Annotated in this window: 15 protein-coding genes and 1 pseudogene; 4 read left to right on the top strand and 12 right to left on the bottom strand. The window is 71.9% G+C overall.

Annotated features, from left to right (window positions below; all coding sequences use genetic code 11):
- Positions 1 to 3: 3 nt before the first annotated feature.
- The 4 genes from surE to EP757_RS17055 are packed head-to-tail and all read right to left on the bottom strand — an operon-like array spanning position 4 to position 3,101.
- Positions 4 to 852, bottom strand: coding sequence for a 5'/3'-nucleotidase SurE (gene surE, locus EP757_RS17040; protein WP_232050547.1), 849 nt, complete (start codon positions 850 to 852; stop codon positions 4 to 6).
- Entirely contained in the window at positions 849 to 1,793 is a 945-nt protein-coding gene (locus tag EP757_RS17045; protein WP_232050548.1) for a 1-phosphofructokinase family hexose kinase, read from the bottom strand. The genes surE and EP757_RS17045 overlap by 4 nt, the downstream gene beginning before the upstream one ends.
- Before the next feature lie 56 nt (positions 1,794 to 1,849).
- On the bottom strand, positions 1,850 to 2,146 hold the full coding sequence (locus EP757_RS17050; protein ID WP_127547221.1) for a hypothetical protein: 297 nt from the start codon (positions 2,144 to 2,146) through the stop codon (positions 1,850 to 1,852).
- A 40-nt stretch (positions 2,147 to 2,186) separates the two neighbouring features.
- Positions 2,187 to 3,101 (bottom strand): cation diffusion facilitator family transporter, encoded by a 915-nt coding sequence (locus EP757_RS17055; RefSeq protein WP_127547223.1) that lies wholly within the window; start codon positions 3,099 to 3,101, stop codon positions 2,187 to 2,189.
- A gap of 132 nt (positions 3,102 to 3,233) precedes the next feature.
- On the opposite strand from EP757_RS17055, the gene EP757_RS17060 reads away from it, so the two are divergent.
- A complete protein-coding gene (locus tag EP757_RS17060; RefSeq protein WP_232050549.1) occupies positions 3,234 to 4,178 on the top strand; it encodes an SMP-30/gluconolactonase/LRE family protein in 945 nt (314 codons plus the stop codon).
- Positions 4,179 to 4,197: 19 nt separating this feature from the next.
- Here EP757_RS17060 and EP757_RS17065 read toward each other — a convergent pair whose 3' ends face one another.
- Both EP757_RS17065 and EP757_RS17070 read right to left on the bottom strand, forming a co-directional pair.
- Positions 4,198 to 6,318, bottom strand: a complete 2,121-nt coding sequence (locus EP757_RS17065; RefSeq protein ID WP_127547226.1) for an AAA family ATPase — start codon at positions 6,316 to 6,318, stop codon at positions 4,198 to 4,200.
- Between the two features lie 440 nt (positions 6,319 to 6,758).
- Positions 6,759 to 7,664: pseudogene (locus EP757_RS17070) on the bottom strand (alpha/beta fold hydrolase); the annotation flags it as partial.
- A gap of 169 nt (positions 7,665 to 7,833) precedes the next feature.
- On the opposite strand from EP757_RS17070, the gene EP757_RS17075 reads away from it, so the two are divergent.
- Positions 7,834 to 8,442, top strand: coding sequence for a carbonic anhydrase (locus EP757_RS17075; protein WP_127547228.1), 609 nt, complete (start codon positions 7,834 to 7,836; stop codon positions 8,440 to 8,442).
- A 65-nt stretch (positions 8,443 to 8,507) separates the two neighbouring features.
- Here EP757_RS17075 and EP757_RS17080 read toward each other — a convergent pair whose 3' ends face one another.
- Positions 8,508 to 8,834, bottom strand: coding sequence for a hypothetical protein (locus EP757_RS17080; protein WP_127547230.1), 327 nt, complete (start codon positions 8,832 to 8,834; stop codon positions 8,508 to 8,510).
- Between the two features lie 245 nt (positions 8,835 to 9,079).
- Between EP757_RS17080 and EP757_RS17085 the strand changes: the two genes are divergently transcribed.
- Positions 9,080 to 9,571 carry a DUF3145 domain-containing protein gene (locus tag EP757_RS17085; RefSeq protein ID WP_127547232.1) on the top strand — a complete coding sequence of 164 codons (492 nt, stop codon included), beginning with the start codon at positions 9,080 to 9,082 and terminating at the stop codon, positions 9,569 to 9,571.
- 142 nt (positions 9,572 to 9,713) lie between these two features.
- Entirely contained in the window at positions 9,714 to 11,459 is a 1,746-nt protein-coding gene (locus EP757_RS17090) for a glycoside hydrolase family 3 N-terminal domain-containing protein (protein WP_127547234.1), read from the top strand.
- A 13-nt stretch (positions 11,460 to 11,472) separates the two neighbouring features.
- Here EP757_RS17090 and EP757_RS17095 read toward each other — a convergent pair whose 3' ends face one another.
- From EP757_RS17095 to EP757_RS17115, 5 genes are all read right to left on the bottom strand, one after another.
- Positions 11,473 to 12,783, bottom strand: a complete 1,311-nt coding sequence (locus EP757_RS17095; RefSeq protein WP_127554287.1) for an acyl-CoA carboxylase subunit beta — start codon at positions 12,781 to 12,783, stop codon at positions 11,473 to 11,475.
- A 95-nt stretch (positions 12,784 to 12,878) separates the two neighbouring features.
- Complete coding sequence (gene fabF / locus EP757_RS17100; RefSeq protein ID WP_127547236.1) at positions 12,879 to 14,105, bottom strand: beta-ketoacyl-ACP synthase II; 1,227 nt, start codon at positions 14,103 to 14,105, stop codon at positions 12,879 to 12,881.
- A gap of 1 nt (position 14,106) precedes the next feature.
- Entirely contained in the window at positions 14,107 to 14,349 is a 243-nt protein-coding gene (locus tag EP757_RS17105; protein ID WP_014441425.1) for an acyl carrier protein, read from the bottom strand.
- A gap of 49 nt (positions 14,350 to 14,398) precedes the next feature.
- A complete protein-coding gene (locus EP757_RS17110) occupies positions 14,399 to 15,349 on the bottom strand; it encodes a beta-ketoacyl-ACP synthase III (RefSeq protein WP_127547237.1) in 951 nt (316 codons plus the stop codon).
- Positions 15,346 to 16,305 (bottom strand): ACP S-malonyltransferase, encoded by a 960-nt coding sequence (locus EP757_RS17115; protein ID WP_127547239.1) that lies wholly within the window; start codon positions 16,303 to 16,305, stop codon positions 15,346 to 15,348. Before EP757_RS17115 ends, EP757_RS17110 begins: the two co-directional genes overlap by 4 nt.
- Positions 16,306 to 16,309 lie beyond the last annotated feature (4 nt).

Consider the following 16,309-nt stretch of genomic DNA (forward strand, 5'->3'; position numbering starts at 1 on the left):
GATCTAGATAGCCGGGCCGTGCACGCGGACCGAATCGATGTTGATCCTGATGTCGGTGTCCTCGTGCGGGGCCCGGATCGGCGTGACCACCGCGAAGTTCTCGGCGAGGGCGGCCAGGTCACTGCCGGGCTCCAGGTCCTCCTCGGCGGCCTGCACGGCCGTCCGGACGAATCCCTCGCCCGCCTCCGCGATGCTCATCTGCACCTGGCCGAACCGCGCCAGATGCGCCTGCCGCAGTCCCCGGATGCCGTCGACGTGCAGGTCCGGCACGTTCAGGTTGAAGACCGTCCCGGGCGGGGTGTGCAGCAGTGAGGGGATCATCCGCACGGCGAGGTCGGCCCCGCTGCCCCAGTGGTGCTGCTCGTCGTCGATCCGGTCGAGCGCCGCGATGGCCGCTCCACCGCTCTCCGCCGAGGCCGCCGCGGGAGTGAGCACGTCCAGCGAGACGGCCAGGCCGCGCAGACCGGCGTGCGAGGCCGTCAGCGTGGCACCCACGGTCCCGGAGTGCACCACGGCGGCGCCGGCGTTGGCGCCCCGGTTGATCCCGGAGATGACCATGTCCGGCGGCGGGCCGAAGGCCTCCCGGAGCGCGAGCAGCACGATGTAGGCGGGCGAGGCGGCCACCCCGAACGCCGGCACGTGCTTCGCGCCGTTCAGTTCGCGCGGCTCCGACACGATCTTGCCCTCGTGCACGACGGCGGTCATCGCGGCGCTGCTGCCGCTCGCCTCGCTCAGTGGCGCGGCCACCACCACGTCGTAACCCTCGTGGGCGACCGCGCGGGCCAGCCAGCGGATGCCCGGCGCCTCGATGCCGTCGTCGTTGGTGATCAGAATCCTCATCGGGGAGTTCATGATGCCTTCTTCATCGGAGTCAGTTCGACTCGTTCGGTGAGGACCCGGACCGCGTCCACGTGCCCGGTACCGAGACCGTGCCGGGTGACGTTCAGAGCGCCCGCCGCCGCGCCGGTACGCACCGCCTCCTCCATCGGGCCGCCGTTCGCGAGGGTCGCCGCGACGCCGGCCGTCATCGAGTCGCCGGCGCCCCGGTGCTCGGCCGGGGTGAGCCGGGGCAGGGCCACGGTGTAGATCTCGCCCTCGATCAGCGCCAGCGCTCCCTCGTCGGCCCGGGAGACCAGGACCGTCTCGGCGCCCTCGTCGTGCAGGTGCTGGAGGGCCTTGACCAGGGAGGCGGTCGAGCCGTCCGGCGCGGTCCCGTCGGCGATCAGCTCCTCATGGCTGATCTTGAGGACCGAGATGCCGGCCTTCAGGACCGCGGCGAGGTGGTTGCTGCACAGGTCGGCGATGACCCGGCAGCCGTTGGCCCGCAGATCGGCCGCGAGCCGCCCGTAGACGTCCGGCTTGATCACCGAGGGGTGCGCCGGCCCGCTCAGGATCGCGATCCCGGCGCGCAGGCCCTCGGCGAGCGTCAGGTTGTAGAGCTCGTCGAGCTCGTGCCGGGACAGCGGGGTGCCCGGCCGCTCGGCGATCTCCTGACGGGTGCCGCCGCGGCGGTCGTGCACGTACCACCCGCTGCCGTGCTCGCGCATCACCAGGCGCAGGGTCACGCCGGGCAGATCGGACAGCAGCGGGCTGAGCACGCGCCCGACCTCGCCACCGGCGGCGGCGCAGAGCGTCACGTGCGCGCCCAGCGACGTGATCATCCGGGTCTGCCAGATGCCCTGGCCTCCCGGATGGACGTGCAGTTCGGGCTCATCGTGGTGTTGTTCGATGGTCACCGTCAGCTGGGGCGCCGGCGCGAAGACCATGACCCGGCCGTCACTCATGTCTCGCATTGTTATCTTTTTGCGCATCCGCCGTGGCTGATCGCAAAAGAAACAGTTGTCCCGCTTTATAACTCCCGGCTCCGGGCGGTCAGATCCCGGACCTGATCGGTCAGCTCGGGGTGCGCGCGGAGGAACTCGTCGAGCCGCACCCGCCACTTGCCCGCCTCCAGGTCGAAGGGCGTCCGGTCGAGCTGGCCGGCGAGGACGTCGTGGGTGCGCATCAGGGGGTCGTAGAGCTCCGGGCCGAGCAGGTGGTGGACCTCGGAGGCGAACTCGTGGTGGTGAGGACCCGCGGCGGCCTGGACGAAGGCACGGGCGGCATCCCAGATCACGCGGGGCTGGTGGATGACCATCGTCGACATACGTCGATCATCGCCGGGAAATGTGATGATCGCCACCCCGTCACCACCCGGTGGGGGTGCAGTGCCCTCCCGCTCCGGCCGGTTCGATCTGCAGGGTGGCGTGGTCGATCGCGAAGTCCTCGTGCAGCGCCTCGCGGGCCACGCTCAGCACCGTGCCGAGTTCGGCCGCCGCGTCGAGCCGCAGGTGCGCGGAGGCGACGTCCATGCCCGAGGTGAGCGTCCAGACATGCAGATCGTGCACGTCGGTGACGCCGGGGAGCGAGGCGAGCCGCTCCCGGACCGCGGAGATGTCGACGTGCTCCGGGGCGGCCTGGACCAGGATCCGGATCGCCGACCGGCCCAGGGCGAACGTCCGCGGCAGGATCATCAGGGCCACCACGACCGCGACGATCGGGTCCGCGTACGCCCAGCCGGTGAGCCAGATGATCAGCGCCGCCACGATGACGCCGACCGAGCCGAACAGGTCGCCGAGCACTTCGACGTAGGCCCCGCGGACCCCGATGCTCTCCTTGCTGCCCGCGTGCAGCAGCCCGAACGCGGCCAGGTTCGCGACCAGGCCGCCGGCCGCCACCAGCAGCATCCAGCCACCGGGCACGTCGGGCGGGTCGGTGAACCGGAGGGCCGCCTGCACCAGCACGTACCCGGCGACCACGGTGAGCAGCGCCGCGTTGGCGAGCGCGGCGAGGACCTCGAGGCGGTAGAGGCCGAACGTCCGGCCGGAGTCACGGCCCGCCCGGCCGGCCGCGGTGATCGCGGCGAGCGTCATGCCGATCGCGAGGACGTCGGTGAACATGTGGCCGGCGTCGGAGAGGAGTGCCAGAGAACCGGTGATCCCGGCCGCCACCGCCTCGGCGATCATCACGGCGGTCAGCAGACCCGCCGCCCACCAGAGGGACCCGCGGTGCCGGGCGCCGCCGTGCAGGGCCCGGGTGCCGTGGTCGTGACCGGCTCCCATGTCGTTCACCTTCCGTCGTCCTGCGGGCCGCCGCTAAGAGATGTTCACATTGCAACTGACTGCAACCGGTTGTGCGGGTCGGCCTGCCGGGTTGGAATGCTCTTGAACCGTCCGCAACGGAAAGGAAGTTTTGTGCTTCTCCGTACCATTGCGAGCCGTGCTCTAGCGAACGCCCTGCTCGGCACCGCCCTCGCGGTGACCGTAGCCGCCACGCCCGCCGAGGCGGCCCACACCCGCCCATTGCCCAGCACAATCACCCTGCCGAGCGGCTTCCAGCCGGAAGGCATCGCGATCGGGGCCAAGCCCTACGCCTACTTCGGCTCACGCGTCGACGGCGACATCTACCGCGTTGATCTGCGCACCGGGAAGGGCCGCACGTTCAGTGAGGGCCCCGGAACCGCGTCGCTCGGCCTCAAGGTCGACGGCGACCGGCTCTTCGTCGCGGGAGGCGCCGGCGGTGACGCCCGCGTCCTGGACCTGCGCACCGGCGAGGTCCTGAAGTCGTACCAGCTGCAGCCGGCCGGCACGACGGCCTTCATCAACGACGTGATCGTCACCCGGGACGCCGCCTGGTTCACCGACTCGCGCAACGCGGTGCTCTTCAAGCTGCCGTTCGGCCGGCACGGCAAGCTGCCCGCGGCCGCCGTCCCGGTGCCGATCACCGGTGACTTCGCGCTGGCCGAGGGGAACAACGCCAACGGCATCACCACCACGCCGGACGGCCGGGCGCTGATCATCGTGCAGTCGAACACCGGATCACTGTTCCGGGTGTCCTGGTCCGGGGTGGCTCGGAAGATCGACCTGGGCGCCACCGAGACCCTGGTCAACGGCGACGGGCTTTGGATCAAGGGCCATTTCCTGTACGCCGTGCAGAACCGCCTCAACGTGATCGCCAAGGTCGAGCTGAACCGCCGCGGGACCGAGGGGACCGTGCTCTCCCGGACCGGCAACCCCGGCTTCGACGTGCCGACCACGATCGCCGAGTTCGGCAAGCGGTTCTACCTGCCGAACGCGCGGTTCACCACGCCGCCGACCCCGGAGACGGCCTACACCGCGGTGGCCGTCCCCATCCCGTAGTCCTCTCGCCGGCCGGGAATCAGAGCCAGCCGGGGTTCGTGCCGACCGTGGTGAGCCGTTGCGTCGCACGTGACAGCGCCACGTACAGGGTGCGGACCCCGGCCGGGTCCACCGCGATCTGGGCCGGTTCGACCAGCACGACCGCGTCGTACTCCATGCCCTTGGCCTCCAGCGCGGTCACCACCTGCACCCGCTCGGGCAGGCCGGCCACCCAGCCGGCCACCTCGTCCCGGCGCGGCACCGGCATGATCACGCCGATCGTGCCGTCCACCTCGGCGAGCTGCTTCTCGGTCAGCTCGCGGACCGTCTCGGGCAGGGCCGGCACGGCGGTCACCACGTCGGCCGGCTCGACGCCGGTGCTGCGCACGGCCGACGGCAGCGGCAGGTCGGGCATGATCTTCCGGATCACCGAGGCGGCGACCGCGAAGATCTCCGACGAGTTCCGGTAGTTGGTGGTCAGCGCGTAGCTGTTGCGCTTGCGCGAGCCCAGCGCGCGGTCCCGGGACCGGTCCAACTCCTCCGGGTCGCCGGACCAGGCGGTCTGCGCCGGGTCGCCGACGATCGTCCAGGACGCGTACTGCCCCCGGCGGCCGATCATCCGCCACTGCATCGGCGACACGTCCTGCGACTCGTCCACGACGATGTGCGCGTACTCCCGGTAGTCCTCCTCGCGCTGCGTCTGCTGCGCGCGGGCGGCCGCCTGGCGGTCCGCGAACGTGCTGACCTCCTGGATCCCGTCCCGGACGTGGAACGGGTTCTTCGTCTTCTTCGCCGGCTTGCGCGGGCGGCCCATCAGGTCGTCCAACTCGTCGAGGAGCGCCACGTCGGCGATCGTCGGGCCCTCGGCCTCCAGGGCGTCGAACGAGCCCTGCAGGGTGGCGATCTCGTCCCGGGAGAGCAGGCCGTTCGCGTACGCCCTGAGCCGTCCCGGGTCGGCGAGCCAGCGCAGCACCCGCATCGGGGTGAACCGCGGCCACCAGGCCTTCAGGAAGTCCCGGAAGTCGGTGCGGTCGGCCAGCTCGGCTTCGAACTCCCGCTTCTCCGGCAGGCCGGCGACCTTGTGCTCGCGGGCCTGCGCCCAGAGCGCGTCGAAGACCCGGTCGAAGCCGTGGCCGCGGACCTCGTTGCGGCGGGCGCCCCGGGGCAGGGCCGAGCGGCGGATCTTGTCGAGCGCCGCGGCGTCCAGCCGCAGCAGCGTGCCGCGGTAGAGCAGGCGAAGCTCGGTGGGCGCGCCCGGCACGGCGTCGTGCGAGGCCCGCTCCAGCACCCGCCGCATCCGCAGCGAGCCCTTGATCGCGGCGACCGCGCCTGAGTCGACCCGGGTGGCGTCCCAGCCCGGCACCAGCGAGCCGAGCGAGCGCAGCGTCGCGGTGTCCTCGCCGAGCGAGGGCAGGACCGTCGCGATGTACTCCACGAAGACGCCGGACGGGCCGATCACCAGGATGCCGCCGCCGGCGAACCGGCTGCGGTCCGCATAGAGCAGGTACGCCGCGCGGTGCAGCGCCACAGCGGTCTTGCCGGTGCCCGGCCCGCCGGTGACGATCGTGACACCGGAGGCGGGGGAGCGGATCGCGTCGTCCTGCTCGCGCTGGATGGTGGCGACGATGTCCCGCATGCCCCGGCCGGTCGCCTTCGCCAGGCTGGCGAGCAGGGCGCCGTCACCGACCACCCGCATGCCGGCCGGCGCGGCGTCCGGATCGAGCAGGTCGTCCTCGATGCCGGTGACCCGCTCGCGGCTCGACTGGATCATGCGGCGGCGGACCACGCCCAGCGGGTCGGCCGGGGTGGCCCGGTAGAACGCCGCCGCGGCCGGCGCGCGCCAGTCCACGACCAGCGGCTTCGAATCCTGGTCGCGGATGCCCATCCGGCCGACGTAGTGGGTGGCTTCCGTCTTCAGGTCGAGCCGGCCGAAGACGAGGCCTTCGTACTCGGTGTCCAGGGCGTGCCGTCGCCGGGCCGCGTGGAAGACCATCGCGTCGCGCTCGACGAGGGCGCCGAAGGTGCCCACGCCGGCGAGCTGGTAGCCCTCCTTCTCGGCCCGGGAGGCGTCCCGGCGCAGCTCCACGAGACGGGCGTAGACCCGGTCGACGTGCTCCTGCTCGACCGCGATCTCCTGTTGCAGGACGGTGGCGTCGCTCAAGTCGGTTGTTCTCCCTCTCATCCCCGCGCCAAGGGGCAGACCTCCGCGCACCACCAGCGCTCGCGCGAAGGGGGCAATCGAACTTACTCCTGCGCGCCTGATCGCGTCGAACGGCCCCAGGCACCGAATCTCCCGGACCGAATCTCCCAGGCCGAATCTCCCGGGCCGAATCTCCCAGGATGGCCGCAGCGGGGGCGGCCGGCACGCGATTCGGCCGAAACGGGAAACGACTAAGCGGCCTTGCGGCAGCGGGTCGTGCTCTCACCAGCGGCGCGGCGTGCTCGTTTCGCGCCCCGGGCCGCTCGCGCCGCCGGCTCGCCCGCCGCGCCCCGGGCCGCTTGCGCCGCCGGCTCGCCCGCCGCGCTCCGGACCGCTTGCGCCGTCTCGCCCGCCGCGGCCCGGACCGCTCGCGCAGCGGTCTCGCCCGCCGCGCGCCGTGCCCGCTTCGCCTCCCGGGCGGCTCGCCGGACGATCGTGACGAGCGCGTCGGAGACCTGGTCCGGCCGCTCCAGCGGCAGCATGTGGCCGGCGCCGGGCAGGACCTCCAGCCGGGCGCCGGGCAGCGCGCCGGCGATCGACTCGGCGCAGGCCGTCGGGGTGAGCCGGTCCCGGTCGCCGACCATGATCGTGGTCGGCACGTCGGGGAGCCCGGCGAGCGTGTCCAGGCGCTGCTGGGCGCCGACCGACTCGCGGAAGCCGCCGATCGACCGCAGCGACGCCCGGCCGATGCCGCCGAGGGTCACCTGAAGGGCCTCGCCGGCGCAGTCGTCGCCGAAGAGCAGCCACTGGATGGCCGGGCGCAGGGCCGGCAGCATCACCCGGTGCGGGCGCCAGGCGCCGGACCGGGCCAGCACGCCGGCGCCGAGCGTCTCCCCGGCCCGCAGCAGCGCGGCGACCCTCGGCGGCAGGCCGTAACGCGTGTGGGTGTGTCCCTCGGCCGTGGTGGAGACCAGGAGCAGGCCGGCCACCCGGGCCGCGAAGTCGTCCGGGTGACGGTGGGCGAACTCCATGATCGTCATGCCGCCCATCGAGTGCCCGGCGAGGACCACCGGGCCGGTCGGCGCGAACCGCCGCAGCACCTCGGCCAGGTCGTCACCGAGCTGATCGAGGGTCGCCGAGCCGAGCCGGAGGTGGCCGGAGCGGCCGTGCCCGCGGGTGTCGTAGGCGATCACCCGGGGGGCCTTGTGGCCCATCGCGCCGAGCGCGGCGACCTGGTCACGCCAGATCCGGCGGTCCAGGCACCAGCCGTGCAGCAGCACGACGGTCACCGCCGCGTCAGCAGGACCGGAAACGGTCACATGCAGCGTGACGCCGTCGGCGAGAGTGATCTCCGAACGCTCGGACATGGGCACCTCCGTGGAAGTCACGGCCCCGTAGTACCCACGGGTAATAATCATCACCCCCGATCACGGGTATTACCAGCATGTTTCGTCAAGACTTTCGGCCCTTTCCCGCCGGACAGTGAGTTACCTCGCAATCACTTTCCCGGTGGCCGTGGACAGCGAAAATCTCTACATGGCTGCCATCCGAGAAGCCCAGGTCATCACCCCCGCCGAGGCTTACAGCAAGCTCATCACCGGCAACAAGCGTTTCGTGTACGGAAACCCGCGCTACGGCCACGACGTGACCCAGGCGGCGGCGACCGCGAGCGGACAGCAGCCGCACTCGCTGGTCCTCGGGTGCATCGACTCGCGCGTGCCGCTGGAGGCGATCTTCGACCAGTCGTTCGGCTCGATCTGCGTGGCCCGGTCCGGCGCGCACGTGCTGGACCGCTCGCTCATCGGCTCGGCCGGCTTCGCCGTGGCGTCGCTGGGCGTCTCGCTGGTGGTCGTGGTGGGGCACAAGCGCTGCGGAGCCGTGAACGCCACCGTGAAGGCCCTGCGCGACGGGACCGTCCTCGACGACGAGGTGGGTTACCTGGTCGACCAGTTGGCGCCGGCGGTGCGCGAGGTCGGGCTGGACGACGAGGACGCCGCGGAGAAGGCCATCCGGGCGCATGTGATCCGTACCACCGACCGGCTCCGCAAGGTGGAGACGCTGGCCGAGCCGATCGCGGCCGGCAAGCTCAACGTGATCGGCGCGATCTACGACCTGGACAGCGGCTGGGTCGAGTTCCTGTCCTGATCTTCAGTAAATGCGAAAAGGCGCCTCCCGGTCGAAACCGGCAGGCGCCTTTTTTCGCGCTTGGATCAGCCCTCGAAGACGCCGGCGTCGGCGAGACGCTTCTCGGTGGCGTCCCAGCCGTGCTCCGGGCTGGTGGTGTGCAGGGAGTTGATCTCCGCACGGATCTTGGCACCGTGACCGGCGGCCGAGAGCACCCGGATCTCCTCGACGAAGGCGTCCGAGTCGGTCGCGAGGTGGGTGGTCTTGCCGTTGGTCAGGTTGCGGACGTACGCGAAGCGGCCGCCGGCGAGCGGGATGAGGTACTTGTACTCACCGAGAACGCTGAGGGCGCCGCCCGATCCCTGGCCGGCGCGGACTGATGCGCGGGCGGTCTTTGAGGTGTTGCTCGCCACGGCGGAACTCCTTGGAGGAAAGCTGAAAGAGCAGAAAAAATGCCGTGGCAACTCTACACGACGGCTGCCGGACCATACCGTCAGAGCAGGTACGGGCGTTGCACTGGGTATGCCACTACGGCGAGTCCCATAGTCGATGTTGCGGATTCTCTGGCGCACCATCCGTACCACCCGGCATCATGGGACACGATCAACCGCGGTCGAGGTCGTAGGGGAAGACGCACCTCGGTCTCCGGGAGGTCACCGTGCCAACGTGTGGCGTCGTATACGTCCACTCGACTCCACTCGCCGTGTGCCAGCATGTCGAGTGGGCGATCGCGCGCGTCCTGACAGCGCCGGTCAATCTGCAATGGACCGTGCAACCGGTCGATCCCAGCATGCGCCGAGCCGAGTGCAGCTGGACCGGTCGGGCTGGTACTGGCGCCGAGCTGGCTGCTGCCCTACGGCAGTGGCCCATGATCCGTTTCGAGGTCACCGAGGAGCCCAGTGCGGGCGTCGACGGCGAGCGGTTCATGCACGTCCCCGGGCGTGGCCTCTTCCATGGGGTCATGGGCGCATCGGGCGACATCCAGATCGGCGAGGACCGGCTGCGATCCATCATGACCTCGGTGCGCGCGCCCGAGGCGCTGGCGCACGCGCTGGACAAGGCGCTCGGGACCGCGTGGGACGCCGAACTCGAGCCGTACCGCTACGCCGGTGACGGAGCGCCGGTGACGCTGCTCACTCGGGTCGGCTGACGGCCGGACCGGTGCGGGACGGCCCTCCGGGGCCGAACCCCCGCCGCGATCTGGTTAAACGGGCGAATACCGCGACTGGTGACACACCGGTTACCGGTGGTTCTCGGGGATAAAGTGGCGACACTGGCCCTGACCTGATTCGATGGCGTGCGTGAAAAACCTGCTCCGCGCCGCTGTGGCCGTACCTCTGCTGCTTCTGACCGGAGCGTGCGGCAAGGATGAGCCGGCGCCGACCGCGACCACCCCCGCGGTGACGCCGTCGGCCGCGCCGTCCTTCGCTGAGCCGTCGGCGAGCGCCGGCCTGGTCATCAACGCGGACCCGGCGGCCCGGGCGGCCGAGGTGGTGACCCGGCTCAGTGACGTGGACCTGGCCGGGCAGGTGCTGATGCCGTACGCCTATGGAAGTTATGCCACCCAGGTGGACAAGGCCGCGGCCGCGGGCAACCAGACCCTCGCCGGCGTGAACACGCCCGCCGAGATGATCGAGAAGTACAAGCTGGGCGGTCTCATCCTGGTCGGCTTCACCCCGGACGACCCGACCGGCGACACCAACCCCACGACGAACGTGGAGGACCCGAAGCAGGTCCGCGAGCTCACCCGCGGCCTGCAGCAGGCCGCCCTCAAGCTGCCCGCGGCGGCGCCCCTGATGATCGGCACCGACCAGGAGTACGGCGTGGTCACCCGGATCACCGAGGGCGTCACGATGCTGCCGTCGGCGATGGCGGCGGGCGCGGCCCGTCAGCCCAGCCTCACCGAGGTGGCCTGGCGCGCGGCCGGTGAGGAGCTGGCCGCCATGGGCATCACCGTCGACTTCGCGCCGGTCGCCGACACGCTCGCGGCGAAGGGCGGCGGCCTGCTCGGCTCGCGCTCGTTCGGCTCGGACGCCACCGCGAACGCGACCCAGGTCACCGCGGCGGTGCGTGGCCTGCAGGGGTCCGGCGTGACCGCGGCCCTCAAGCACTTCCCGGGACACGGGCACACCGCCGGCGACAGCCACGACGAGCTTCCGGTGATCAAGCAGAGCCGCAAGAAGTGGGAGCAGCAGGACCTGCCGCCGTTCCGGTCCGGGATCGAGGCCGGTGCCGGCGTGGTGATGTCCGGCCACCTGGACCTGGAGGCGATCGACAAGGGCACCGCCGCCACGTTCTCCCACAAGATCATGACGGACGTGCTGCGCAAGCAGCTCAAGTTCACCGGCGTCGCGATCAGCGACGCCATGAACATGGTCCCGGCGAAGAAGTGGCCGGCCGGGGAGGCAGCGGTCCGCGCCCTGAACGCCGGCAACGACATGCTGCTGATGCCGCCGGACATCGCCGGCGCCCGGGACGGGATCGTCGCCGGTCTGAAGAGCGGCGCCCTCAAGCGGGAGCGGCTCGTCGAGGCGGTCACCCGGATCCTCACCCTCAAGTTCCGCACCGAGATCCGCAACCAGCCGGCCCTCGACGTGGTCGGCTCGGCGGCCCACGCCCGGTCGGTCGGCGCCCTGGACGCCGCCTCGATCACCGTGCTGCGCGGCAAGTGCTCCGGCCCGCTGATCAGCGGCGGGGTCACCGTCACCGCGCCCGCCTCGCGCGAACTGGCCCGGGTCAACCTGGTCCGCGCGCTGCAGGAGGCGGGCGTGAAGGTGCAGGCCGACAACGGCGCGAAGATCCGGTTGGTGGGGTACGGGGACTCGCAGGTCGACCTGGACGACTCGGCGGCGATCACCGTGATGATGGATACGCCGTCGCTGCTGAGCCTGTCCCGGTCGCCGACGCTGATCGCGACGTACTCGTCGAGCAAGCTCTCGCTGACCGCCCTCGCCGCGGTGATCGCCGGCAAGGCGAAGGCGCCGGGCAGGTCGCCGATCGAGGTCGCCGGCCTGAAGCGCAGCGCCTGCGTGAAATAGGTGAAGTGACGTTCTAGAGCGGGATGTTGCCGTGCTCGCCCCGACCGGCGGGCGCGGCGGCGATCGCCTCGGCGATCCTGCGGCGGGTCTGCGCCGGCGTGATCACGGCGTCCACCACGCCGATCTCGCCGGCCCGGTCCATGCCGCCGGCCTCCTCGGCCTGCTCCCGGACCAGTCGCGCCCGGAGCCCGGCGCGCTCGTCCGGATCGGCCGCCGCCAGCCGCCTGCGGTGCAGCACGTCCACGGTGGCGCCGGCGCCCATCACCGCGATCTCGGCGTCCGGCCAGGCGAAGACGGCCGTCGCGCCGAGCGCACGGGAGTTCATGGCGATGTACGCGCCGCCGTACGCCCGGCGGGTCACCAGCGTCACCCGCGGCACCACCGCCTCGGCGAACGCGTGCAGCAGCTTGGCGCCGCGCCGCACCACGCCGTCCCACTCCTGGCCGATGCCGGGCAGGTAGCCGGGTGCGTCCACCAGCACGATCAGCGGCACTCCCAGCGCGTCGCACATCTGCACGAACCGGGCGGCCTTCTCGGCGCCGGCCGCGTCCAGGCATCCGCCGAGGCGCAGCGGGTTGTTCGCGACCACCCCGGTGGTACGCCCGCCGAACCGCCCCAGCGTGGTGACCAGGTTCGGCGCCCACCGGGGATGCAACTCGACGCCCGGTTCGTCGAGAAGGGCGCCGACCACCGGGCGGACGTCGTACACCAGGCCGGTCATGAAAGCGTCGAGGCGGCCGGGCTTCACGTCGTCGGGGGAGATCCGGCCCTGGTGGCCGAGGAGGCGCACGATCCGGCGCGCCTGGCCGATCGCGGCGGCGTCGTCGGTGGCGGTCAGGTGGACGACGCCGGAGCGGTGGCTGTGCGGTTCCGGGCCGCCCAGCCGCTCGGAGTCGACCCGTTCGCCGGTGACGCTGGCGACGACCTCCGGGCCGGTCGCGAAGATGCGGCCGGCCTTACTCATGATCACGATGTCGCTGAGCGCCGGGGCGTACGCGGCGCCGCCCGCAGCCGGCCCGAGCACCACCGAGATCTGCGGCACCCGGCCGGACGCCCGCACGATCGCCGCGAAGACCTGGCCGACCCCGTCGAGGCCGATCACCCCCTCGGCCAGCCGTGCCCCGCCGGAATGCCAGAGACCGGCCACCGGGATGCGCTCGCGGACCGCCCGGTCGATCGCCGTGACGATCCGCGAGCAGCCGTCGATGCCGAGCGCGCCTCCGGAGAGGGTGGCGTCGGTGGCGAAGGCGATCGCCGTGGTCCCGTCGACGTCACCCCGGGCGGTGAGCACGCCGGAGGCGTCCCGGGGCGCCAGCGGGCGCATGGTGCCCCGGTCGAAGAGAGCCAGCAGCCGTGACTCGGGATCCCGATGATCCAGATCTACATCGGGCGGAGTCACGGCTGCTGATTCAGACTGCGTTACGCGCGGCCGAAGACCAGCGCCACGTTGTGGCCGCCGAAGCCGAACGAGTTGTTCATGGCGGCCCGGATCTCCAGCGGCCGCGCCTTGTGCGCCGCCACGTCGAGGTCCAGACGCTCGTCCGGGTCGTCGAGGTTGATGGTCGGGGGGACGACGCCGTCACGCAGGGCGAGGATGGCGGCGATCGACTCGACCGCGCCGGCCGCGCCGAGCAGGTGCCCGCTCATCGACTTGGTCGAGGTGAGCACCGGGTGGTCGCCCACGGCGGTCTTGATGCCGAGGACCTCACCCATGTCACCGGCCGGCGTCGAGGTGGCGTGCGCGTTGACGTGGTCGATGTCGGCGCCGGTCAGACCGGCGTCACGCAGCGCCATCCGCATGGCACGGATGCCACCCTTGCACTCCGGGTCCGGCTGGACGATGTCGAAGCCGTCCGACGTGATACCGGCCCCCAGGACCCGGGCGTAGACCCGCGCGCCACGAGCGGCGGCGTGGTCGGCACGCTCCAGGACGATCGTCCCGGCGCCCTCACCGAGGACGAAGCCGTCCCGGTTCTTGTCCCACGGGCGCGACGCCTTCTCCGGCTCGTCGTTGCGCGTCGACATGGCGCGCATCGAGGCGAAACCGGCGAGCGGCAGCGGGTGCACCACTGCCTCGACGCCACCGGCCACCACCACGTCGGCACGGCCGGCGCGGATCAGGTCGAGGCCGAGGGCGACCGCCTCGGCGCCGGTGGCACAGGCGCTGGCCATGGCCCGGACGCCACCACGGGCGCCGAGCTCGATGCCGACCCAGGCGGCCGGTCCGTTCGGCATCAGCATCGGCACGGTGTGCGGGCTGACCCGGCGCGGTCCGGACTGCTCCAGGATGTCGTCCTGCTCCAGCAGCGTGGTGGCGCCGCCGATGCCACTGCCGATGCTGACGGCGAGGCGCTCCGGGTCGAGGCCGGAGCCGGCCAGGCCGGAGTCGGCCCACGCCTCCTTGGCCGCGATCAGAGCCATCGCCTCGGACCGGTCGAGCCGGCGCATCTTGACCCGCTCGATCAGCGTCGACGGTTCGACGGCGAGTTGTGCGGCGATCCGCACCGGGAGCTGACCCGCCCACTCCTGAGTGAGCGGGCCGACTCCCGAGCGTCCCGCGAGCATGGCGTCCCAGGTGGACGCGACGTCCCCGCCCAGCGGGGTCGTCGCGCCGAGCCCGGTGACGACGACGTCTACGTTGCTCATGTCAGTGGTTTGCCTCGATGTAGGTGACGGCATCGCCGACGGTCTTGAGGTTCTGGACCTCGTTGTCGGGGATCTTCACGCCGAACTTCTCCTCGGCCGCGACGACGACCTCGACCATGGACAGCGAGTCGACGTCCAGGTCGTCGGTGAAGGACTTACCCTCGGCGACGTCGTCCGGGTTCACCCCGGCGACCTCCTCGAGGATCTCGGCGAGGCCAGAGGTGATCTCTTCGCGAGTTGCCATTCTCGTTCTTTCTCTCGGTGGGTGGTGAACTACGCCGGCAGGTGCTGCCTCAGGGGCAGCGGACGACCTGGCCGGCGTAGGTGAGGCCGCCGCCGAAGCCGAAGAGCAGGACGTAGGACCCGGACGGGACCTCGCGCCGCTCGATCAGCTTCGACAGTGCCAACGGCACACTGGCCGCTGAGGTGTTGCCGGACTGCACCAGATCTTTCGCGACGATCGCGTCCGGGCTCAGGCCGAGCCGCTTCACGATGCCGTCGATGATCCGGGTGTTCGCCTGATGCGGCACGAAGGCCGCCAGGTCGGAGGGCTCGATGCCGGCCCGGCGGCAGGCCTCGAGCGCGAACGGGGCGAGCGCGGTGGTGGCCCAGCGGAAGACCGCCTGGCCCTCCTGCTCGATGTACGGCTGCCAGCCCTCGATCCGCAGCACGTCGCCCTTGTCCGGAGCGGAACCCCAGAGCACCGGGCCGACGCCGGCCTCCTCGCCGTCCGGCACGCCGGAGACGACAGCGGCGCCCGCGGCGTCACCGAAGAGCACGGCGGTCGTGCGGTTCGACCAGTCGACGACGTCGGAGAGCTTCTCCGAGCCGATCACCAGGGCGTTGCGGGCGGCGCCGGCCCGGATCGCGTGGTCCGCGGTGCCGAGCGCGTAGGAGAAGCCGGAACACGCGGTGTTCAGGTCGTACGCTGCCGGCGCCGCGATGCCGAGCCGGGCCGCGACCCGGGCCGCGACGTTCGGGCAGCGGTCGATCGACGTACAGGTCGCGACGGTGACCAGGTCGATGTCGGTGGCGGAGAGGCCGGAGTTCGCGAGCGCCTTCTCGGCCGCGTACGTCGCCATGTCCGCGACCGTCTCGCTCCCGGCGATGCGGCGCTCGGCGATACCGACCCGGTCCCGGATCCACGCGTCGTTCGTGTCCAGGGTCATGGCCAGGTCGTCGTTGGTGACCACGCGCGAGGGCTGGTAGTGGCCCATCGCGACGATGCGGGAACCCGCGGTCATCGTGTTCCTCCTTGGTGTCCGCCGTGGCGTTCTTGGTCTCCGCCGTGGCGGGCGATCAGATCGCGCGCGGCGGGCAGGTCGTCCGGCGTGTTCAGGGTGACGATCTCGGGCGCGCCCTCGCCCTTGAGTTCCCGCTTGACCAGGCCGGCCAGGGTGCCGGCGGGCGGCAGCTCGATCACGGCGGTGACGCCGAGCTCGCGCAGCGACGCCATCGCCAGGTCCCAGCGGACCGGCGCGGTGACCTGGCGGACCAGGCGCCGCAGCACCTCGGCGCCGCCGGTGACCGGCTTGCCGTCGAGGTTCGACAGCAGGGTCCGGGCCGGGTCCCGCACCTCGATGCCGGCGGCCACGGCGTCCAGGGCGGCCTCGGCGGGCGCCATATAAGGCGTGTGGAACGCGCCGGCCACTGCCAGCGCGATGACCCGGGCCTTGGCGGGCGGTGCGGCGGCGAAGTCGGCGAGACCGGGCAGGCTGCCGGCGGCGACGATCTGGCCGGCGCCGTTGCGGTTCGCCGGGTGCAGACCGTTCTTCTCGATCGCGGCGATCACCTCGTCCGGGTCGCCGCCGAGCACGGCGCTCATGCCGGTGGGCTCGAGCGCGCAGGCGGCGGCCATCTCCCGGCCACGCACCCCGGCCAGGCTGATCGCGGCCTCGGCGGTCAGCACACCGGCGGCCGCGGCGGCGCCGAGCTCACCGACGCTGTGCCCGGCGACGACGTCCACGCCGTCGAGGGGCAGCTGTTCGGTGGCGAGCAGGGCGGCCGCGACCAGCAGGGGTTGCGTACGAGCGGTGTCCTTGATCTCGTCCGCGCCGGCCTCGGTGCCGAGGTGGACGAGATCCACGCCGGCCAGGTCGGACCAGGCGCGCAGGCGGGCCTCGGCGCCGGGTATCGCGAGCCACGGATTGAGGAAGCCGGGCTTCTGAGAGCCTTGGCCGGGGGAGAGTACGGCGAGCACGTCT

Source organism: Actinoplanes sp. OR16, from assembly GCF_004001265.1.
In the GTDB taxonomy this organism is placed as follows: domain Bacteria; phylum Actinomycetota; class Actinomycetes; order Mycobacteriales; family Micromonosporaceae; genus Actinoplanes.